This is a genomic window from Pseudoxanthomonas sp. JBR18 (assembly GCF_028198165.1).
GTDB lineage: Bacteria > Pseudomonadota > Gammaproteobacteria > Xanthomonadales > Xanthomonadaceae > Pseudoxanthomonas_A.
The window spans coordinates 3,858,812-3,879,056 of record NZ_CP116339.1 but is presented as its reverse complement, the minus strand read 5'-3'; the positions used below and the strand labels follow the sequence as shown (position 1 = coordinate 3,879,056).

Genomic DNA, 20,245 nt, shown 5'->3' with positions numbered 1-20,245 from the left:
ACGGCGAGCCGGGTGAAGTTTATTGAAGAGGACTCAACATGATGGACGCGTTGTTGCTGGCTCGGGCGCAGTTTGCGTTTACCGTCTCGTTTCATTTCATCTTCCCTGCATTTTCGATTGGCCTGGCAAGCTATCTCATGGTGCTTGAGGGCATGTGGCTGCGCACGGGTAGCGGGCTTTACGCCAACCTGTATCGCTACTGGGTCAAGATCTTTGCCGTGGTCTTCGGCATGGGGGTGGTATCGGGCATCGTCATGTCCTACCAATTCGGCACCAACTGGTCGGTGTTCTCCGCGAAAGCCGGACCCATCATTGGCCCGCTCATGGCCTATGAAGTCATGACCGCGTTCTTTCTTGAAGCTGGTTTTCTCGGGGTCATGCTCTTCGGCATCTCCAAGGTCGGCCCCCGGCTTCATTTCCTCGCCACCTGCATGGTGGCGCTCGGGACGCTCATTTCGGCAACGTGGATCATCAGCGTGAACAGCTGGATGCAGACGCCAGCCGGCTACGCGATCAGCGAGTCCGGACAGTTCGTCCCGGCGGGTTCGTGGCTGTCCATCATCTTTAATCCCAGTTTTCCCTTCCGCCTGATCCATACGGTGATCGCCGCGTTTTTGACGACGTCCCTAGTCGTCGGTGCCGTGGGCGCATGGCATCTGCTCAAGGACCGCACCAACCCTGGCGCTCGCAAGATGTTTTCCATGGCCATGTGGATGCTCGCCGTCGCGGCGCCCGTTCAGATCCTCGTCGGCGACGCCCACGGGCTCAATACGCTGGAGCATCAGCCCGCTAAGGTCCTTGCGATGGAGGGCGACTATCATCCGAGCCCCGACGGTGCTCCGCTGATCCTGTTCGGCTTGCCGGACAACGATCTGGCGAAAGTTCGCTATGAAGTAGCGATTCCGAAGGCGGGTTCATTGATCTTGAAACACGACCCGAATGCGCCACTGCCCGGTCTCACCGACTTCCCGCACGATTTGTGGCCGCCAGCTCCTGTGGTCTTCTGGTCATTTCGCATCATGGTGGCGCTTGGCCTTGCAATGCTCGCGCTGGGAGCCTTCGGCCTGTTGGCTAGATTTCGGAAAAATATATACGAGTGCCGCTGGCTGCATCGTGCCGCGGTCGCAATGGGCCCTGCTGGCTTCGTGGCCGTCATCGCCGGCTGGGTGACGACTGAGGTAGGAAGGCAACCTTTCACGGTCTACGGCCTGCTGAGGACTGCGGAGTCAGCGTCTCCGCTGCACGCGTCAGCTCCTGCGGCCTCGTTGGCTGGATTCATAATCGTTTACTTTTTCTCCTTTGGCGCCGGGACGTACTACATCCTGCGCATGATGGGCAGGCCCCCACAGCCGCACGAAAGCGAACCGCCGCACGTTCCGCATCGGGCGGCCGGCATCACTCCAGCCGCCGCGGTCGACGGACCTCCAAAGGAGCGCTGAGATGGCCCACCTGGACCTGACAAACGTATGGGCCGCGATCATTGCCTTCGCCGTGTTCGCCTATGTGATCATGGACGGCTTCGACCTCGGCATCGGTATCCTGTTCCCAACCTTTGCGGTAGGAGAGGAGCGCGATCAGGCCATGAATTCCATCGCTCCGGTCTGGGACGGTAACGAGACCTGGCTGGTCATGGGGGGTGGCGGGCTGATGGCTGCCTTCCCTATGGCCTACGCGATCATCCTGCCGGCGACGTACCCGTTGGTCATCGCCATGCTTCTTGGCTTGGTGTTTCGAGGGGTGGCGTTTGAGTTCCGCTGGCGCGACCCTGCTCATCGTGCCTTCTGGGACTGGGCGTTCTGTATCGGCTCGGCGGCCGCGACGCTCGCCCAAGGCGTCATGCTCGGCGCCATCCTCCAGGGCATTCACGTCGAAGGTGGGGCCTACGCGGGCGGCTTGCTGGACTGGCTGAGTCCGTTCTCCCTGTTGACCGGTGTCGCCCTAGTGGCCGGCTACGCTTTGCTCGGGTCCACTTGGTTGGTCGGCAAGACGGAAGGGTCTGGGCTCGCCCACGCCAGTCGACTGGCGAAACGACTGGCGTGGGTCGTCCTGCTGGCCTTGGCCGTGATCAGCGTGGTCACGCCCTTTCTCAATCTTGAATACGCCAGACGCTGGCTGGAAATGCCAAACGTGCTGCTGACCGCCCAGGTGCCGCTAATGACCGTGATCGCCGTGTTGCTACTCATGCGGGGTTTGAGGAAGCGCCAACCGCGTGTACCGTTCTTAATGGCATTGACGCTTTTTCTGCTGGGATTTACCGGCCTCTTGATCAGCGTCTACCCATACGTGGTCCCCGGCTCGGTCAGCATCTGGCAGGCTGCAGCACCGCCGGAGAGCCAGACGTTCATGCTGATGGGGACCGTGATCATCGTTCCGCTCATCATCGCCTACACCGGCTGGTCTTACTGGGTTTTTCGGGGCAAGGTCAGCGCTCAGGGGTATCACTGATCATGCGTGCGCACGCCGGGCGATGGCGACGCCTGGCCTGGATGGCAGGAATCTGGCTGGCCAGTGGGCTCACGCTGGGGTTGGTCGCCGCCTTCCTGCGCTTCTGGCTGAGGCTCTAGCGGACATCTGCGACGCCGCTGATCACAACCCCGACAAGTGTCCGCGAGCGCGTGTCCGCATCTTCCGCATGACCAGGGCCAGGCCGAAAAGATTGATGAAGGTGATGCGGGCATGCACTGATCGCCGCCTAACCGCGAATGCCTAGGATGGAGGCTCATGCCCAAGGCAGGAGAAGCGCAATGTTCATGCATAACAAGCGATTGCAATACACGGTGCGCGTGTCGGAGCCGAACCCACAACTGGCCACCTTGCTGCTCGAGCAATTCGGCGGGCCTCAAGGTGAACTGGCGGCTGCCATGCGCTATTTCACACAGGCCCTTGCTGAAGACGATCCGGGACGCAAGGACATGCTGTTCGACATCTCGACCGAAGAGCTGAGTCATCTCGAAATCATCGGATCGATCGTGACCATGCTCAACAAGGGCGCGAAGGCCGAACTTTCAGAGGGAATGGTTGAGACAGCCGATATGCGATTCCTGACCGGTGGCAGTACGAGTCAGACCGAAGCGATCCTCTATGGCAATGGACCGGCTCTGGTGAACTCCAGCGGCGTGCCGTGGTCGGCAGCGTACGTCGACACAATCGGCGAACCAACCGCGGATCTGCGTTCAAATATCGCCGCAGAGGCGCGCGCGAAGATGGTGTATGAGCGTCTGATCTCAGTCACTGATGATCCAGGAATCAAAGATGCCTTGACGTTCCTGATGACCCGCGAAATCGCTCACCAGAAGTCGTTCGAGAAAGCGTTGTACGCGATTAAGGACAATTTTCCGCCGGGGAAGGCGCCAGGCGATCCCGCATTTACCGACCTCTATTTCGACATGTCTCAAGGGGCTGGCAACGAGCGCGGTCCCTGGAACCAGGGGGCCCAGTGGGAGGTCGTCGAAGATCGTGACGCCCAGTCTGCCGTGGACGGTGGCGACGGTTCCGCTTCGGTTGCATTGAAGCCCTCCCAGCAGGCTGCGCTTGAAGCCTTCAGCAAGCGGACGGCCTCCGATCCTGAAGGAGATCCAACCACCGGTGCAGATCTCGGAGCCGGTCCAGGCGCAGGAGCGACCAAGAAGGCGCCAGCTGAACCCTGATCGTAGTTAGCGGAGTAGTGGAGACGAAATAGATCTGCGAAGTGGTGATGTGGCCCAATTTGATAAGGCCCCCGCGACGGAGCTCGACTTGCTCGAGATCGCGTTGCGGGGAGCTTTCTAGCGATGGACCATGACCGGGTTCAGGCCCGTATCGACCTCGTCTACCAGCTGATCCGCACGGATCTCGTAGCGCGCCACTGTATTATGTTTTGGCCTGAACCGCCCGTTCTTGTAACTCGTCCCGTAGCGCTATTCCGAATTGTCTACCGATCGTTTCCTCTCCTTCTTGGCCTTGTCTCATAGGCGTGCACGAGCGATTAGGGAGATTTAGCCGGGTGGGTCACTGACATCAATGGCGCGGGGGTTTAGGAGGCGTTATCAGGGGTGGGGAAGTCGGCTATTGGCATATCGGGGCATGCCCTAGGCAAACGAGGACGCGATGAATGTGGGCAGAGTTATAACTCTGCATCCCTGCAGAACCAAGGCAGTCTCGTTAATCCCAGCAATCAGCCATAGCGGAACGGCCAAGCGGGCGCGGCACTGCCGCGCTCGCGACTGACTTCTCGGAAGAGCTTGACGAGCTGTCGCTGTAGCTCAGTAGGACGCCAATCGTTGCGGGTGGTCAGCCCGATCTCACGCCGAACTGCTTGCCCGGCAGTGCCCAGTTCGCACAGCAACCCGGAGCGACGCTCGAACAGGAACTGGTCCCGCGACATTAGCGTCAGCCAGTCGTCCTCCAGCATCAGGCCGCGCACGACTAGGACCGAGCCGCATTCGATCCGCAGCAGTGGCGGCTCCAGATGCTGGTCGCGGAACATCTGCTCCCAGCGCGACCGCACAGGTGCGCCAGATGCAGCAATGACCCAGGGATATTCCAGCAGCCGCTGGAACTGCAGCGCTTGGCCGGCCAGCGGATGACCGCTGCGCGCGACGATCACCGGATCATCGTCGAACAGCGGCTCCTCTATAACATCGCGCACCGGCGCTGGATGCCGCATCGCGCCGACAAGTAGATCTAGGCTTCCTTCGCGCAGATGGGCGAGCAGTTCGGCGTAGGGGCTTTCGACGACTTGTACGACCGCGTGCGGAAAGCGCGTTGAGAAGCGCGACAGGACCTGAGGCAGCAGAATCGCGCGCGCCAGCGGCAGTGTGCCGATCCGAAGGTGGCCGGCGCCCTCGGATTTGAGCGCGGCCAGCTCGTCCATCCCGGCAGACAGCTCGGACATCGCTAAGCGCGCGAAACGCAGCAGGCGCGTGGCTGCCAGCGTGGGTTGCACGGTCTTACCGTGACGCGACAGCAGGGGCACGTCGATCAATGTAGCCAGCTCCTGGATGGCGCGATGGATCGCCGGCTGCGACACACCGCTGCGCGTGGCGGCCAGCGAATGGCTGCCGGCCTCTTCGACCGCGATCAACGCACGCAGCTGGGACAGGGTCAGGCGTCGCGCGAGAGCCGGTAGGGTCGGCAGCCGCTGCGTGCGCCGCGCGGCCTGCACGCCGCGGGCCAGATAGCCTGTGGCGCGATCGATGCGCGGCAGCAGCAGCGCCATTGCTGGCGTGGCGTTCATTCCGCCGGGATGGCGCTCGAACAGGGTGTGATCCAGTGTGCGCTCCAGGCGCGCCACGGCCTGCGTCAGGGCCGGTTGCGAGAGGCTGACCTCGTGCGTAGCAGCCGCAATGCTTCCTTGGCGGGCAATTGCGGTCAGCGCCTGCAGGTGCCGCAGGTTCAGTTCGGACAGTGCGGTCATCGACTAAAGTCTAAGTTCTATATTTTCTAACTATAACCAAACCGAATTGGCGTGTCGCAAATCCATCTTGGCGTCTGTGCCCATGTTGAACAGACTGCGCCACCCATAGCGGAGGATGATGGATGGCCAAGGTCATTACCCAATTAGAACGCGCCAATGCCATGGTCATTAACCAGCTTGCACAAGCCGGCGTGGCCACGGTACATGAGGCCCAGGGCAGAGGCGGCCTGCTGCATCCGCGCTTGCGCCCGATCTACGCCGGTGCACGAATTGCCGGGTCGGCCGTGACCGTCTCGGTGCCGCCGGGCGACAACTGGATGATGCACGTGGCCATCGAGCAGCTGCAGGCCGGCGACCTCCTTATCGTGGCCCCGACCAGCGAATGCACCGATGGCTACTTCGGCGACCTGCTGGCCACCTCGGCCCAGGCGCGCGGCTGCCGCGGGCTGGTGATCGACGCCGGCGTGCGCGACGTGCGCGACCTGACCCAGATGAACTTCCCGGTGTGGAGCCGGGCGATCCATGCGCAGGGCACGGTCAAGGAAACCCTGGGTTCGGTGAACGTGCCGGTGGTCTGCGGCGCGGCATTGGTGAACCCGGGCGATGTGGTCATCGCCGATGACGACGGGGTGTGCGTCGTGCCGCGCCTTGACGCGGCACGCGTGCTGGCCAAAGCGCAGGCCCGCGAGGCCGGGGAAGCGGAAAAGCGCGAGCGCCTGGCCAAGGGCGAGCTCGGCCTGGACATCTACGCCATGCGCGAGCGCCTGGCGGCCAAGGGCCTGCAGTATGTCTGAGGGCGTGCGTGCGATGTGGATGCGCGGAGGCACGTCCAAGGGCGGCTTCTTCCTCGCCTCGGACCTGCCGGCCGACGCGACCGCACGCGATGCCTTCTTGTTGCGTGCGTTCGGCTCGCCGGACGCGCGCCAGATCGACGGCATGGGCGGTGCTGACCCGCTGACCTCCAAGGTCGCCGTCGTGTCGCCTTCGGCGCGTGATGACGCGGACGTGGATTACCTGTTCCTGCAGGTCTTCGTCGACCAGGCGCTGGTCAGCGACGCCCAGAACTGCGGCAACATGCTGGCCGGCGTGGGACCGTTCGCGATCGAGCGCGGGCTGGTGCAGGTGGCCGGTGAGGAAACACCGGTGCGCATCTTCATGGTCAACACCGGCAAGCTGGCCACCGCCACGGTGTGCACCCCGGACGGCGCCGTGTCCTACGACGGAAAGGCGCGCATCGATGGCGTGCCGGGCACGTCCGCGCCGGTGCCGCTGGCGTTCGCCGATATCGCTGGCTCCACCTGCGGGGCCCTGCTGCCGACTGGCAATGCGGTTGATCAGATAGATGGTCTCCAGGTGACCCTGATCGACAACGGCATGCCGTGCGTGATCCTGCGTGCGTCAGACTTCGGCCTGGATGGTACCGAGGACCGCGACACGCTCGATGCGGACCCCTCGCTGAAAGCGCGCCTGGAACAGATACGCCTGCAGGCCGGCCCGTTGATGCGCCTGGGCGATGTCAGCGAACAGTCGGTACCGAAAATGACGCTGGTGTCCGCACCACGCGACGGTGGTGCGATCAGTACCCGCTCTTTCATCCCGCATCGCTGCCACGCCTCCATCGGCGTGCTGGCGGCGGTCACCGTGGCCACGGCCTGCCTGCTCGAAGGTTCGCCCGCAGCGGCGCTGGCCCAGGTGTCGAAGGGGCACCGCAAGACGCTCGATATTGAACATCCCAGCGGCGCGGCGACCTGCGTGATCGCGCTCGATCAGAGCGGCGCCGTGGTCAGCGCCGCCACCGTCCGCACGGCCCGCAAGCTGTTCGACGGGACGCTGTTCGGCTGAGACACAGACCGCCCCGCCATTCGGCGTGGCGCACACTCGATTTCCGGGAGGGAATTGCAACATGGGTACTTCGACACGCAGCCGCTTCGGCGTGCTGGGACAACTGTGGTTCCAGGTGCTGGCCGGCACGGCAATCGGCATCCTGGTTGGCTGGCTCGCGCCCGACGCTGGTGCGGCGATGAAGCCACTGGGCGATGCGTTCATCAAGTTGATCCGCATGATGATCGGGCCAATCATCTTCGTCACCGTCGTCCACGGCATCGCCGGCATGAACGACATGAAGAGCGTCGGGCGCGTGGCGCTCAAGTCGCTGATCTACTTCGAGGCCATCACCATCCTGGCCCTGGTGATCGGTTTGGTTGGCGTGGACCTGTGGCAGCCGGGCGTGGGCATGAACATCGATGCGTCCACCATCGACACCGGTTCGATCCAGAGCTACGTGCATACCGCGCATGACCAGTCGGTCACCGGCTACCTGATGAACATCATCCCGACCACGCTGGTCAGCGCACTTACCGAGCCGCATGTGCTGCAGGTGCTGTTCGTTTCGGTCCTGTTCGGCGTGGCCCTGGCCGCCATCGGCGAGAAGGGCAAGTCGGTGATGGTGGTGATCGAAGGTGCCTCGCAGGCGCTCTTCAAGATCATCGGCTACATCATGTATTTCGCACCCATCGGTGCATTTGGTGCGATCGCCTTCACCGTCGGCAAGTTCGGCGCCGGCTCGCTGGCCTCCTTGGGTGAGTTGATCCTGGAGTTCTTCGTGGTGTGTGCGGTATTCACCATCGTCGTGCTGGGCACGGTGGCCTGGTGGTGCGGGGTCAGCCTGTGGCGTCTGCTCTACTACATCCGCGATGAGATCGTGGTGGTGGCTGCCACCACCTCCACCGAGACCGTGCTGCCCCGCCTGATCCAGAAACTGGAAAAGGTCGGCTGCGAGGAAAGCGTGGTGGGCTTCGTCATCCCGGCGGGGTACTCGTTCAACCTGGACGGCACGTGTCTGTACCTGACCACTGTGGCGGTGTTCCTGGCGCAGGCAACCAATACGCACCTGACCTTTTGGCATGAGCTGGGCCTGATCGCGGTACTGCTGCTGACCTCCAAGGGGGCGGCTGGGGTTGCCGGTGCGGCGTTTGTCGTGCTGGCCGCGACGCTGTCGACGACCGGCACCATCCCGGTCGCCAGCATCGCGCTCATCCTGGGCATCCACCGCATCCTCGCCGAAGGTCTGACCTTCGTAAACCTGGTGGGCAATGCGCTGGCCACGGTGGTCATCGCCAAATGGGAAGGCAAGCTCGACCAGGCTTTGCTCGCCCAGACCATCGGCAGCCGCGCCCAGCAGCGCCGACACCAGTTGGCCAGCACCAAGGCCTGATCCGAGCCCGATGCCGCGTCGCGCCAGCCGGCACGCGCGGCCCACGCCATCTTCTCAATTGCCCAGGCGCCGTGCGCCGGGCACAGGAGCGTATCGCCATGCATCGTTCAAGCAAGCTGACGTTGGCCGTCCTGGCCGCGTTCACCACCTCGCCCGCACTGGCCGTGCAGGCGGCTGCTCCGGCATCGGTCCCGTCGACCGAACACAAGCTGCCTAACGGCGTCGACCTGAGCCTGGATTTCGTTGGCAACGTCGCCAGCAACCCGGTAGGCGGCGTGGAGCACGGGACCGAGGGCTCCTACTGGTTCATGGCTCAGGGCAAGTTCGACCTGGGCAAGCTCTGGGGCTGGACCGGCACCACGCTGGATACACAGGCCGCCTGGTTCGCCGGGCGCAACCTGGTACGGGAGAAAGTCGGCAGCTCGATCAGCGCCCAGCAGACTTGGCGGCCGGTGGACGGCGGCCGGCTGACCCGCTTGACCCTGACCCACAAATTCGACAACGGCCTGACAATCATGGCCGGGCGCGCACCGGTCAACAGCTACTTCAACAACTCGCCGCTCAACTGCGTGTTCATGAGCAACGCGATGTGCCTGACCACGTACGGTCCCATCGCCGACATCGGCATCACCGCCTATCCCAACTCCTCCTGGGCGGGGCTGGTGCGATTTGATTTCAAGAATCACTGGTACGTGCAGACCGGCGCATTCGACTACAACAACAAGCTCAATGTGGCGGGCAAGAACGGCATCGACTTCTCCTGGAACGAGGGGACCGGCACGGTGGTGCCGGGTGAGGTCGGTTACGAGACCAGCTTCGCCGATGCCCGCCTGCCGCGCCGCTTCCGCTTGGGGTTCTACCGCAACGATGACGGCGGCAAGAGCCCCTATTACGACGCCAATAGCAATTCAGCCGCGCTGACAGGCAAGGCCACCGCCACCCAGGATGGCGCACGCATGGGCTGGTATGTCATGGGCGACCAGACCGTGCTGCGCGGCGAGGGGCAGCGCAACCTGGCCGTGTTTGGTCGGTACTTCGTCAACACCGGCAACGCGGCCGCCATCAAGTGGTTCGCCTCCACCGGCTTCGTCAAGACCGGGACTTTCGCCGGGCGCGACAAGGACACCTTCTCGATGTTCGTGTCCAACACGCACTTCGATGACCTGGAGATGGCCTACCTGCGCGACCGCCGCATCCGCCACGGCGGGACCGGAACGCCGCACAACGATGAAGTCGTTGGCGAGATCAACTATGGCTGGCAGTTGCGGCCGGGCCTGCGACTGTTGCCCAACCTCCAATACGTCATCAACCCGGATCCCATCTACGCACCGACCCGCACGACCGACATTCCCGATGCGCTCATCGTCGGCGTCCGGGTCGACGTGCAGTTCGCCAAGCTGATGGGCTGGTGAACCTCTTCTCCCTCCCCACGAGAGACGCTGCATGATCATCGACTGCCACGGTCACTACACGACCGCCCCCGCCGGCCACGACGCCTTCCGCAAGGCGCAGGTCGCGCATTTCAAGGATCCGTCGCTGCCCGCGGCGCATTACCCGGTCATCTCCGATGACGAGCTGCGCGAGAGCGTGGAATCCAACCAGCTGCGCCTGCTGCGCGAGCGCGGCGCGGACATGACCATCTTCTCCCCGCGCGCCAGCACCATGGCCCACCACGTCGGTGACGAGGCGGTGAGCCAGGAATGGACGCGCCACTGCAACGACCTGATCGCGCGGGTGGTCGGCCTGTATCCGGAGACCTTCATCGGCGTGTGCCAGCTGCCGCAGTCCCGGGGCGTGCCGATCGACCATTCCATCGCCGAGCTGGAGCGCTGCGTCAACGAGCTGGGCTTCGTGGGCTGCAACCTCAATCCGGATCCGTCCGGCGGCCACTGGACCGGCGTGCCGCTGACCGACAAGGCCTGGTATCCGTTCTTCGAGAAGATGGTTGAGCTGGACGTGCCGGCGATGGTGCATGTCTCGGGCAGCTGCAACCACAACTTCCACGCCACCGGCGCGCACTACCTCAACGCCGACACCACCGCCTTCATGCAGTTCCTGCAGGGCGACCTGTTCAAGGACTTCCCGCAGCTGCGTTTCATCATCCCGCACGGCGGCGGCGCGGTGCCGTATCACTGGGGCCGCTTCCGCGGGCTGGCCGACATGCTGGGCAAGCCGTCGCTGGCCGAGCACGTGATGCAGAACGTGTTCTTCGACACCTGCGTCTACCACCAGCCGGGCATCGACCTTCTGTTCGAGGTGATCGACATCGACAACATCCTGTTCGGCTCGGAGATGGTCGGCGCGGTGCGCGGCATCGACCCGCAGACCGGCCAGTACTTCGATGACACCAAGCGCTACATCGACGCGCTGGCCATCTCAGAGGCTGACAGGCAGAAGGTGTTCTCCGGCAATGCACGCCGGGTCTATCCACGGCTGGATGCGCAGCTGAAGGCGAGGGATCTGTAATGGCAACGTTTGAGAAGGACGCGAGCTGGATCGATTTCCATCCGAATCCGAGCAAGCCAGCGTTCGTGCCGCCGCCGGGCGCGGTGGACGCGCATTGCCACGTGTTCGGGCCGGGCGATGTCTTCCCGTATGCGCCGGAGCGTAAGTACACGCCCTGCGATGCCGGCAAGGAGCAGTTGTTCGCGCTGCGCGATTTCCTCGGTGTCGAGCGCAACGTGATCGTCCAGGCGACCTGCCATGGCGCCGACAACCGCGCGCTGGTCGACGCGCTGCGGGCCAGCCAGGGTCGCGCGCGCGGCATCGCCACGGTGCGCGATACCGTGACCGATACGGAGCTGCAGGAGCTGCATGCCGCAGGGGTGCGCGGCGTGCGCTTCAACTTCGTGCGCCGGCTGGTCGATCCAAAGCCGGACGCGTACTACCACGCGATCATCGAGCGCATCGCGCCGCTGGGCTGGCAGGTGGTGATCTATTTCGAGGCGGCGGATCTGGAAGAGCGCTGGGACTTCTTCACCTCGCTGCCGACCACCGTGGTGGTCGACCACATGGGGCGACCGGACGTGACCAAGCCGGTGGATGGCCCGGAGTTCCAGCGGTTCGTGCGATTGATGGCCGAACACGAGCACGTATGGACCAAGGTCAGCTGCCCGGAGCGCCTGTCCAAGGTGGGCCCGGATGGCTACGACGACGTCGTTCCGTATGCAAAGTATCTGGTCGACCGGTTCCCCGACCGCGTGTTGTGGGGCACCGACTGGCCGCATCCCAACATGACCACCCATGCCCCTGATGACGGCAAGCTGGTCGATTTCATCCCGAGAATCGCAACCACGGCCGACCTCCAGCACAGGCTGCTCGTGGACAACCCCATGCGCTTGTATTGGCCGCAAGGCTGAGTCCAAGCCGCCGGATCGCGAACGGAGGAAGCATGCGACTGGGCTGGTACTCACAACTCCAGAAGAACGAGCGACGGACCTTCTGGGCCTGCTTCGGCGGCCTGGGGCTGGACTCGATGGACATCACGATCTACGCGCTGGTGATGCCGGTGCTGATCACGATCCTGGGCATCACCAAGGCGCAGGCCGGGGTGCTGGGCTCGGTCTCGCTGATCGGTGCCGGCTTGGGCGGCTAGATGGCCGAGTTGCTGGCTGACCGTTTCGGGGCGAGTGCACGTCCTGCAGATCACGGTAGTGTGGGTGGCGGCTTCGACCCTGCTGGTGGGACTGTGTTCCGCGTGCTGGCACCTCTTGATCACCGGAGTGCTGCAGGGGATTGGGGCTGCGATCGGCGCGGTCCTGGTCAGCGAGTACGTGAGCGCGTGCTTGCGGAGGCGCAGTGCCGCGTCGGTGCAAAGCGGCTACGTAGTCGGCTATGCGATCTCTATTCTGGCCATGCCGCTGATTTTTCCGCTGCTATCCGAACACATGGGGGGGTGGGCGTTCTTCGTGCTCGCTGCTTTTCCGGCGGTGCTGGTGTGGATACCGCGCCAAGTCATTGGCGAGCCTGAAATCTCCCTTGAGCGCAAGCAGAAGGCGCGTGTGTAGTCCCTTGATTATCTTTCCCTGCATAGCTGCCACTGGCTTGTGGCGGACCAGTGTCGGAGGGAGATTAGATTGATTTATCGAGGGTAAGGAGGGGCGGCTTTCGACCCAGAGCCGCCACTGAACCCCCCGGCCACGCCCCGAAGTGGTCCTGACTGACTTGGCCGAAGCTGCAAGAAACTAAACAGGAGCTTTGTTGCTTTCAACCGGTTCCTGGTCCGGCTTGTGGTGCGGTTGAACTGCCTTCGGCTGGTGGGACGGACTCGGGCTCTTGCGATGTCGCAACACGTTCAAGCGAACTCGCCAGATACCAAGTCGGCAGAGGGTGCCTGTGCAGCCGAGCTGAGAGCGCGGTCAGGACCTCCCACGGATTCCCAGACCACTTGAGGCCGGCAGGCTCGCCGGCGTTGGCGGGGATACGAAGAGAAGCTTGCACTTCGGCGGCTGCATCCTGTTGGAAGCCATCCACTACGCGCGAGACACTTATCTCGTTAAGACTGCGGTTGGCGCCGGTGAAGCGTTCGATTTCGTTGGTGGGATACCAGCGCTCCAACGTTACCCCTTCAAGTTGGGGGCCGAGTCCCCTCAGGAAGTTCAGGTCTTCGTCATCGTTAAGGACCGCCGCCACGCTGGCCAGCATGGGGATCAAGGTAGAGTTTTGGAAGAAGTCGCGTCCTTCGGCATCGCCGGTAAAATGCACGGCAATGGCATCCTCCATCAAGTCGGTATCCACCGGCAGGCGCTCATTGCGCACCAAGGCGTTTCGCAGTTGGATTAACACGCCCCTCAACAAACTGCGCGCTGCGTCTATGGCGCCTTCTCCCATTAGGGCCGAGAAGACTAGCGACAAGTCGATACCTTGACCATCTAGCAAAGGTCGAAGGGAAATAGAGTTCGCATTGATCACCTCGATCAGCTCATCCAGGACGACCTTACGCATCTCTTGACTGGCCGGGTCATGCTGAATGAGAAGTAGCAGGGTCGCCAAGCGTCCCAGCTCTTCGAAAACCAGCTGAGCATAGAAAACAGGGTTGGGCCGGTGCTGGACCAAGGCCCGTTGATTCTTAAGGACAGCAAGCACTTTCTCGAAGTAGTCAAACAGGGCCTGCAGATGGACTCCGAGCGTTGCCGCCAGACGTTCCTGGAACTCTTCATCCTCGGTGAGGCCCAGATCCACAGCCTTGGCCCACAAGCGTAGCGCAAGATACTCACCACCCACCACGGCCGGCTTCAAGTTGTTCTCTGACTTGCCCCACACCACGAGCACGCCGTGTCCCATGGCGGCCGCTGCGCACCGCCGCAAGAACTTGCGTCGGCGCGTGGGGGCACTGTCATTGGCTTCGCTCTCAGGAGTAGCCACGGACGTCTCGATAAAGCGGAAAAATCGGTGAATTGAAGATTGCGAATCCTCCAAACCGGCCAGGGCTGCACGCAGGTCTGATTTGCCATTGGCCAAGAGCAAAGACTCGTCAAAGACATACTTTTCAATCAGTGGTGTCAGCTGGTCTATGCCCCAGAAGTCGAAGGTAAAACCTGGTTGTGCGTTCACTTCATCTGCCATTCCAGCAAAGCCGGATGTGGCTTCCTGCTTTACAACGCCGCTGGACACAATCACCACCCGCTTGGGCAGCGCCTTTTGAGCTTCGGTAAGCCGATGCCTGGCAAAGTCGGTGTAGGCCTCACGTGCTGAAGGCAGGATTGCCTGCTTCCCGGTGAACAGGTCCTCCCTCCCAATATCGCCAAACTTGATGATGAACAGGTAGAGCTCTTCGTTCCCGTCGGCATCGGTATAGCTGGAAAGGATGTCTACGCCCGCCTGTACCACGCCCACTTGCGGACGGCTCAGCACGGAATGTCCCATCGCGATGAGCAGTTCCGGCAGTAGCGCATCGAGCTCATCGCGTTCTTTGAGACTAGCTAGATAGTTCTGCAGGACCAGTTGCAAGCTCATGCGCCTCCCCCTTTCCACAGGCGATTGCGCTTCATGTTGCCCAGCACCGGGTCGGTGCCCTCCGAGAGCGGGAGCTCAATTGAGAGCTCATGCGAGAACATCTCCATTGTCGTTTCGGTGCTGCCTGCCTTTCCTCTGACTTCCACGACGGGGTGTCCGCCGTATTTGAGATTGATGCGGCGAGCGATCAGACCAAGTATGGATCGATCATCGGCTTTTCGATGTATTTCACGGTGCTCGCTTCGCTTCAACGTGGAGAAGATCAACCGCATGTCCGCTGTCATCTCGAACTCTTGAAGATGAGGAAGCGCGTTCAAATCTGCATCTTGCTGATCCAAGCGATCCAAGGTTGTGATAGAGGCGTCAAGCTCCTGGAATACCGACTCATTTGACGCCAAAAGCTTATGCGTGCTGCTGGGCAGTTCGAAGACGTGATAGTCGAGTAAGTCGGGCAGAGCCCCTGCGACGAGGGCGCTCTGCGAGAACTGGTGCGCCAAACTCAGCGCCCAACCCAGCGAAACTGCTGGTGCAGCCGCGAGTGCGCACAGACGCCGGGCGGCTATCACCGCCTGCTGCTCATCGACCCCTGCCAGGTCATACGGCTGGGGATAGATTTGGCTAAGATGGGCTACGCTTACCTGATGCAGCAGCGCCTTGCCAAGCGGGACGTCTTCCTCGCTCGAAAGCCATGCAGAAATAGCGATTGGGAATAGGACCGGGGAGTGAGCGATCGCATGCAGGGCATCGGCCATTGGGCCACAATTCAGGTGGTCCGATCCCGGTTCGGTAGGCATCTCGCGGGCAAGCTCAGCCAAGCGAGCTAGCAGGACAGCATCATCCGCGGCATTGCGGGTGTCGCCGGCCAGTTTCAGATAGATTTCTAGTAGTTCGGGATCTCTCATACACATCTCTCCACGAGGGCTAGCCCAGGTCGCTTAGCGCCTGAGATCCGGGCGCTTTTTCCAATAACCATTGCATGCTCATTTGGTGCTCGTTCCTTAGCCGGCCGTCGCCGTCTTTCACTCTCGGTGTTGGGATTTAGCGGGCGGTTCGGTGGTGTCCCTCGGAGACCCCAATGTCATGTTCCTCGGGTCGATGAGGAGCTTCAAATCGCAGGCGGTCGCCTGGTCCATTCCGTATTCTTCAAGGTCGTCGACCTTCGGTCGTACATCGAGAGCTTCGAAGTGGGTCGACCGATACTGCCATTCCGGATCATCGGACTTCTCAAAAAAAACCTTCGCGCTGAAGGTTATACTGGTGTCGGCAAATACCGAGTTGTTGAAATACAGGCCTTCGGGCGGCCACGACCGTTCTTCAATCTCGAGGGTCTGGAACTCGAAGCGAGTCTGCGATTTCGGATTGAGCAGGATGTCCACCGCCATACGGGCTCCGTTTGCCTCCCAGAACGCATCGAACTTGAACCTAGCCGTGGAGCGAAGGCCTGCATTTGTGAGAAGCTGAAGCCACCCGTCCAAGAATCCGGAGATCAGCGGAATCTCTTCGAGGTACGGTCCAGTGATGGGTTGATCGACCGGGAAGGTAATCGATGGGATGCGGTCATTTCCGGCAATCGTCAGGGTCGCTCGCCCTATCGCCATGAGCGTGAACGCGCGAAGCAGCTCCGCCCACTCCTCCAGGGAATGCTCCATGTCATCGATCGAGCCGACGCTCTCGAACTTGAGCGCCGGTGGTGTCAGCCGAATGAGGAAGTCTGAAGTGCGGATGAGGAGCTCTGCTCCATGCGGCTCGGCCATCGGCGGCCCGATGAACATTTCGCCGTCGAACCGCGTCGCTTGTCCGAAGCCGGGTCCGCGGATCGAAATCTCGCAGAAACCCAGAGTGGGAGGCGTAAGCCTTAGCTCTTCTATGTCGTCGAACAAGGTTCCTTGATAAGGAAGGCGTATGCCGAACCGGTTGTCGAACACGCGGATTCGGAGCGGCTTCAAGGGCGCGAGGCCGAGCAATAGACTGCTGAAATGCTCCGGACCCTCGATCTGGATAAGTGCCTCGGCCTCGAACTGGCCGTTCTCATAGCCAAGCTCGGCGAGTTGCCGTTGCTTGTCGATTGTGTAGGCGCCAGGATTTTGTCCGCAGGCTGCACTCAAGGCTGCTAATAAGTCGGCGGGATTCGGCTCGAAGCGCACCCCCAATTTCTCATAATCGTAACTGATATCGGTGTGGTTGATGTCGTGGGCCTTGCGGGCCTCCGCCCGTCTCAATCGCCTGAGAACGCGCGCGAGCTCATTGCCGATAAGGTGGACAAGATAACCGGATTGGAGTTCGCCATCGGCTCGCAGCCGAAACACGACGATGAGCGCCGGCCGAGGGTCCTTGGCCAAGCGATCGATGGCAGACAGGCTGAGGCGGATACGATTGCCGGCGCGGCCGAGTGTCGACTTCAACTGAACGCGAGCGGCGTTGGTGGGGCGTTGATCGAGAGGTAGCGCCTGGCCGGCCGGCACCATCGGGAACTCCACAATGAAATCCCACCCCATTACGTCGACGACGCTCTTGTTGCAGTAGAGGCCTGCGCGCTCGCAGAGCACTTTGAACTGCCGTTCACCGATGCGGCCAATGCGATCGGGATCTAATTCGCTGTCCATGTTGTCGTCCGTCCTCATCGATCGAGATGGACGCGAAGTCGCCGTGCGCGCTCCTTGAAGGCGCGGTCGCCGCCTTCGAGGATGTCGCAGACATGCTTGCGCATCTCCGCGCTTTCGAGCCCACCCGACAGGTAGCGGATGGGCGGCAGCTTGCCGGGCGTATGAGTCCCGGGAAACGCAACGATGATCTGATCGGCGTCGGTGTTCACCACTAGGTTTGCGTTATGCGTCACCATAATGACCTGGCGCACATTCTTCGCGGCGATGAACAGCTCGACCAGCTCGTCGAAGATTGACTTCGGATCCAGGTTCTCTTCCGGCTGGTCGATGATCAGCGGGCGGTCATCGCTATCGTCCAAGGCGAGATAGAGCAATAGCAGGACGATGCCGCGCGTGCCCGGAGAGAGCTTGCGGATGTCGACGGATTCATAGTCGATGCTGTAGCTGATCTCGATATGGCTGGTGCCATAGAGCCACTTGGCGAACCGTCTCAGCCAGGAGCGATAATCAGCTTGCTGTGATCGCGGCACCTCGGATAGATTGAGAAGCTCGGCTTGGTGGGCCTGACGAAATTCAGCCATCGCCTCGGCGACGGCGATCGGATCACCCGATTCCCACGCGGGCTTCAGCAGCGCGTCTGCCCAGGTCTCCAACGTGCCCACGCCTTTGAAAGGGCCGGTGCGCCGCTTGTCGAACAAGCCTTCGCCCTCAGTCGCCCAGCGATGCACGTTCGCATGTCGAGACACCGAGAACGATAACTTGTGCAGCGTACCGGACGCCTGCGCCAGCCGATCCATGAGCGGGCGATACAGCGCATGCAGCACTTGCTCTTCCGCGACGATGGACTCGAAGACCCGTAAATAAGCCTGCTCTCGATCTGTTTGGAGTTGAGCGGTCCGCGCCGCCGCGCCTTCGCAATCCGCCAGCGCTTCCTTCAGGCGCTTGAGCGCAGCGTTTTCGTCCCCGATCTTGGTGGTGATCGCTCGGAGGCGATTGGCCGTGTCGGTATCGATGTTGATGAGGCGCTGAATGCGGCCGATCTCGGCCTCAAGTTCGCCCAGCGACAATCGCTTAAGGTCAGCGTCGTCCGCCACATAGGGCTCCTGGTCGCTCACTTTACGTGGCAGCTCCTTACCCCGCCACCCGGCCGTTTCCTGCTCGGCCTTGGCCAGTCGGTCGGTCAACGTCCCATCGACATTGCCTGCGTAGGTTTGCCGGAATACCTCCCACGCCTTGTCATCCAGGTGCGCGCCGACAAAGTTCTGTTTGGTCGTCCGCAGCGCCATCGGCGCGCGATTGGTCCGGAAATCAGACACGTCGTTCTGTAAAGACCGCAGGGCTTGGCTTTCCTGCGAACACAACCGTATTTGGGTCCGGGCGTGATCGGCTGCTTCGGTCAGCGCGTTCAGCCGCGCGATTCGCTCCGCGCCGCCTGTCGTCACCAATTTGTCTCGGCTTTTGATGTAGCCGGCGATCAGCGCTTCCTTGTGAGTGATTTGCGACTTGAGGCCGGTGATCTGGCTTTGCTTCTCGCGTTCGAGCCCGATCTGATCGGAGAGGGTGGCGATGGCGTCCTCGTCGCGGCTGCGGTTGTCGCGAAACACCGTCGTCCGAAGTTCCAGCAATTCCCCGAAATCTGTCGCGCCGTCGCGTTCCAGCGTGCTGTGGGCTTCAAAGATGACCCGCTCGATCTCGCTCAGCAATTCGTCATTGAGCCCATCGGCCGAGCACAGCTCTTCGACGAATTTCTGTGAGAGATAGCGCGCCCGCGGATAGAGCGACGGATCGAAGGCATCGTCGAGCAAAGGGCGCACAGATGGGGCCCCGGTCTCCCAGGTCAGCCGGACACCGACGCCGTCGAGATGCTCACGCGCCCGCACGATGAACGATGCATTGCTCAAGCGGCCTTTCGTGGCGTCGCAGCCTGCCGCGATCGCATCCGCGAGCGCGGTCTTGCCCGAGCCCCGCGCGCCAATGATGGCGACCAGACCAGGATTGAGGGCGAGCTTCGGCGTCTGCGCCCAGTCCGCTCCCGTCAATTCTAGCTCCGCAATGACACGTGCGGGGGTGGCCCGAAACGGGGGATGGGAGCCGACATAGGCCCGGCCGGCGGGATCGATATAGGCTTGGCGCAGCGCATCGAATTCCAACGCGCCCTTGATCCATGAATAGCGGTCGCCATCGGGTTTGGCGACGGTCGCTTGCTCATGAGCGTCGCTGCCGTGTAGGCAGGGCTTGCAGCCGTCGTAACGCTCGCGAAGCACGTCCTCTCCGACGCCGCTTTTCCGCCCCAGCCAGAAATCGCGCTGCGCTGGACTGCTGGCAAAAATGACGTGCGCGAACTTCTCGATTTCCTGTCGCAACGTCGCGTCATTGGCATCGCGAATGCCGGACGTGCCATCGGTTTCGGCGCCGGCGACTGCGACCAGGATGTTCTCCTTGGCCCAATCGCTTTTGCCGAACTCCTCGCGCAATTTTCCGAAGTTGACCTTGAACTGCGAAGCGCCGTGGCGGAACGCGGACCGCTCATCGCTCAGCTCAGGCTTGGATTTTCGTCCAAGCTTGATGAGGTCTTCTCGCGAGCAGGCAAAGTTATCGCCGAAGGCTTCAAATCTCAGCCGGCTGAGAAAACGCTCTACCTCCGCCACATGGTTCGGGTCGTCGGGGCAGACGAGAAGGTGGATGTTGGTCCAGCGTTCTTTCACAGTCGCTACATCGAGCCGTAGCTCGACATTGGGGAGGACGAGCGCGACCTCCGGCAGGCGGCCGTTTTCCTTCATCTCGCGCACAACGTGCTGATAGGTGTCGGTGCAGTAATAGTCGGTCAGCGCGATCGCGCGGATAACGGGGGTCGCCTGCTCGAGGCTGGTGAGATAGTCGCCCCAGGCGTTCGGGCCTTTGAACTGGTTGTTGAACAGGGTGCCGGGCGCATGGATATGCGGCTCCCATCGATGCCATTCGGAACCGCGATTGATCATACATCCCCCTGGATTTCTTCCTTCTGGTTGTCTTACTGAGCCCCGTTTGCCGCAGAAAGCGGCAGCTCAGCCGGGAAGTCGACGCCCGAGACGAACAGCT

17 protein-coding genes are annotated in these 20,245 nt (G+C 62.0%); 12 read left to right on the top strand and 5 right to left on the bottom strand.

Annotated features, from left to right (window positions below; all coding sequences use genetic code 11):
* Positions 1 to 41: 41 nt before the first annotated feature.
* The 4 genes from PJ250_RS17525 to PJ250_RS17510 all read left to right on the top strand — a co-directional run bounded on the left by PJ250_RS17525 (position 42) and on the right by PJ250_RS17510 (position 3,647).
* Entirely contained in the window at positions 42 to 1,439 is a 1,398-nt protein-coding gene (locus tag PJ250_RS17525) for a cytochrome ubiquinol oxidase subunit I (RefSeq protein ID WP_271645887.1), read from the top strand.
* Positions 1,440 to 1,449: 10 nt separating this feature from the next.
* Positions 1,450 to 2,445 (top strand): cytochrome d ubiquinol oxidase subunit II, encoded by a 996-nt coding sequence (cydB, locus tag PJ250_RS17520; protein WP_271648689.1) that lies wholly within the window; start codon positions 1,450 to 1,452, stop codon positions 2,443 to 2,445.
* A 2-nt stretch (positions 2,446 to 2,447) separates the two neighbouring features.
* Complete coding sequence (locus PJ250_RS17515) at positions 2,448 to 2,564, top strand: DUF2474 family protein (protein WP_271645886.1); 117 nt, start codon at positions 2,448 to 2,450, stop codon at positions 2,562 to 2,564.
* Positions 2,565 to 2,744: 180 nt separating this feature from the next.
* On the top strand, positions 2,745 to 3,647 hold the full coding sequence (locus PJ250_RS17510; RefSeq protein WP_271645884.1) for a manganese catalase family protein: 903 nt from the start codon (positions 2,745 to 2,747) through the stop codon (positions 3,645 to 3,647).
* Positions 3,648 to 4,153: 506 nt separating this feature from the next.
* Here the strand turns inward: PJ250_RS17510 and PJ250_RS17505 are convergent.
* The gene (locus tag PJ250_RS17505; RefSeq protein WP_271645883.1) at positions 4,154 to 5,395 is read right to left on the bottom strand and encodes a LysR family transcriptional regulator; all 1,242 of its coding nucleotides are present in this window, start codon (positions 5,393 to 5,395) and stop codon (positions 4,154 to 4,156) included.
* A 122-nt stretch (positions 5,396 to 5,517) separates the two neighbouring features.
* On the opposite strand from PJ250_RS17505, the gene PJ250_RS17500 reads away from it, so the two are divergent.
* From PJ250_RS17500 to PJ250_RS17465, 8 genes are all read left to right on the top strand, one after another.
* A complete protein-coding gene (locus PJ250_RS17500; protein ID WP_271645882.1) occupies positions 5,518 to 6,189 on the top strand; it encodes a 4-carboxy-4-hydroxy-2-oxoadipate aldolase/oxaloacetate decarboxylase in 672 nt (223 codons plus the stop codon).
* Positions 6,182 to 7,237 (top strand): 4-oxalomesaconate tautomerase, encoded by a 1,056-nt coding sequence (locus PJ250_RS17495; RefSeq protein ID WP_271645880.1) that lies wholly within the window; start codon positions 6,182 to 6,184, stop codon positions 7,235 to 7,237. The genes PJ250_RS17500 and PJ250_RS17495 overlap by 8 nt, the downstream gene beginning before the upstream one ends.
* Positions 7,238 to 7,298: 61 nt before the next feature.
* A complete protein-coding gene (gene dctA, locus PJ250_RS17490) occupies positions 7,299 to 8,609 on the top strand; it encodes a C4-dicarboxylate transporter DctA (RefSeq protein WP_271645878.1) in 1,311 nt (436 codons plus the stop codon).
* A 98-nt stretch (positions 8,610 to 8,707) separates the two neighbouring features.
* Positions 8,708 to 10,021, top strand: coding sequence for a carbohydrate porin (locus PJ250_RS17485; protein ID WP_271645877.1), 1,314 nt, complete (start codon positions 8,708 to 8,710; stop codon positions 10,019 to 10,021).
* Positions 10,022 to 10,052: 31 nt separating this feature from the next.
* Positions 10,053 to 11,075, top strand: coding sequence for an amidohydrolase family protein (locus tag PJ250_RS17480; protein ID WP_271645876.1), 1,023 nt, complete (start codon positions 10,053 to 10,055; stop codon positions 11,073 to 11,075).
* Entirely contained in the window at positions 11,075 to 11,968 is an 894-nt protein-coding gene (locus PJ250_RS17475; protein WP_271645875.1) for an amidohydrolase family protein, read from the top strand. The genes PJ250_RS17480 and PJ250_RS17475 overlap by 1 nt, the downstream gene beginning before the upstream one ends.
* A gap of 32 nt (positions 11,969 to 12,000) precedes the next feature.
* Positions 12,001 to 12,204, top strand: coding sequence for a hypothetical protein (locus PJ250_RS17470; RefSeq protein WP_271645874.1), 204 nt, complete (start codon positions 12,001 to 12,003; stop codon positions 12,202 to 12,204).
* On the top strand, positions 12,185 to 12,616 hold the full coding sequence (locus PJ250_RS17465; RefSeq protein WP_333909488.1) for an MFS transporter: 432 nt from the start codon (positions 12,185 to 12,187) through the stop codon (positions 12,614 to 12,616). The genes PJ250_RS17470 and PJ250_RS17465 overlap by 20 nt, the downstream gene beginning before the upstream one ends.
* A 199-nt stretch (positions 12,617 to 12,815) precedes the next feature.
* On the opposite strand, the gene PJ250_RS17460 is transcribed toward PJ250_RS17465, so the two are convergent.
* The 4 genes from PJ250_RS17460 to PJ250_RS17445 all read right to left on the bottom strand — a co-directional run bounded on the left by PJ250_RS17460 (position 12,816) and on the right by PJ250_RS17445 (position 20,145).
* On the bottom strand, positions 12,816 to 14,564 hold the full coding sequence (locus PJ250_RS17460; protein WP_271645872.1) for a hypothetical protein: 1,749 nt from the start codon (positions 14,562 to 14,564) through the stop codon (positions 12,816 to 12,818).
* On the bottom strand, positions 14,561 to 15,466 hold the full coding sequence (locus tag PJ250_RS17455) for a hypothetical protein (protein ID WP_271645871.1): 906 nt from the start codon (positions 15,464 to 15,466) through the stop codon (positions 14,561 to 14,563). The genes PJ250_RS17460 and PJ250_RS17455 overlap by 4 nt, the downstream gene beginning before the upstream one ends.
* Before the next feature lie 117 nt (positions 15,467 to 15,583).
* Positions 15,584 to 17,167, bottom strand: coding sequence for a hypothetical protein (locus PJ250_RS17450; RefSeq protein ID WP_271645870.1), 1,584 nt, complete (start codon positions 17,165 to 17,167; stop codon positions 15,584 to 15,586).
* Positions 17,168 to 17,181: 14 nt separating this feature from the next.
* Positions 17,182 to 20,145 (bottom strand): TrlF family AAA-like ATPase, encoded by a 2,964-nt coding sequence (locus PJ250_RS17445; protein WP_271645869.1) that lies wholly within the window; start codon positions 20,143 to 20,145, stop codon positions 17,182 to 17,184.
* Positions 20,146 to 20,245 lie beyond the last annotated feature (100 nt).

What these genes read in the sequence shown, in the direction of transcription:
- PJ250_RS17525 (WP_271645887.1), top strand. Translation starts at nt 42, where the DNA reads ATGGACGCGTTGTTGCTGGCTCGGGCGCAGTTTGCGTTTACCGTCTCG.
- PJ250_RS17515 (WP_271645886.1), top strand. Translation starts at nt 2,448, where the DNA reads ATGCGTGCGCACGCCGGGCGATGGCGACGCCTGGCCTGGATGGCAGGA.
- PJ250_RS17510 (WP_271645884.1), top strand. Translation starts at nt 2,745, where the DNA reads ATGTTCATGCATAACAAGCGATTGCAATACACGGTGCGCGTGTCGGAG.
- PJ250_RS17505 (WP_271645883.1), bottom strand. Translation starts at nt 5,395, where the DNA reads ATGACCGCACTGTCCGAACTGAACCTGCGGCACCTGCAGGCGCTGACC.
- PJ250_RS17500 (WP_271645882.1), top strand. Translation starts at nt 5,518, where the DNA reads ATGGCCAAGGTCATTACCCAATTAGAACGCGCCAATGCCATGGTCATT.
- PJ250_RS17495 (WP_271645880.1), top strand. Translation starts at nt 6,182, where the DNA reads ATGTCTGAGGGCGTGCGTGCGATGTGGATGCGCGGAGGCACGTCCAAG.
- dctA (WP_271645878.1), top strand. Translation starts at nt 7,299, where the DNA reads ATGGGTACTTCGACACGCAGCCGCTTCGGCGTGCTGGGACAACTGTGG.
- PJ250_RS17485 (WP_271645877.1), top strand. Translation starts at nt 8,708, where the DNA reads ATGCATCGTTCAAGCAAGCTGACGTTGGCCGTCCTGGCCGCGTTCACC.
- PJ250_RS17480 (WP_271645876.1), top strand. Translation starts at nt 10,053, where the DNA reads ATGATCATCGACTGCCACGGTCACTACACGACCGCCCCCGCCGGCCAC.
- PJ250_RS17475 (WP_271645875.1), top strand. Translation starts at nt 11,075, where the DNA reads ATGGCAACGTTTGAGAAGGACGCGAGCTGGATCGATTTCCATCCGAAT.
- PJ250_RS17470 (WP_271645874.1), top strand. Translation starts at nt 12,001, where the DNA reads ATGCGACTGGGCTGGTACTCACAACTCCAGAAGAACGAGCGACGGACC.
- PJ250_RS17460 (WP_271645872.1), bottom strand. Translation starts at nt 14,564, where the DNA reads ATGAGCTTGCAACTGGTCCTGCAGAACTATCTAGCTAGTCTCAAAGAA.
- PJ250_RS17455 (WP_271645871.1), bottom strand. Translation starts at nt 15,466, where the DNA reads ATGAGAGATCCCGAACTACTAGAAATCTATCTGAAACTGGCCGGCGAC.
- PJ250_RS17450 (WP_271645870.1), bottom strand. Translation starts at nt 17,167, where the DNA reads ATGGACAGCGAATTAGATCCCGATCGCATTGGCCGCATCGGTGAACGG.
- PJ250_RS17445 (WP_271645869.1), bottom strand. Translation starts at nt 20,145, where the DNA reads ATGATCAATCGCGGTTCCGAATGGCATCGATGGGAGCCGCATATCCAT.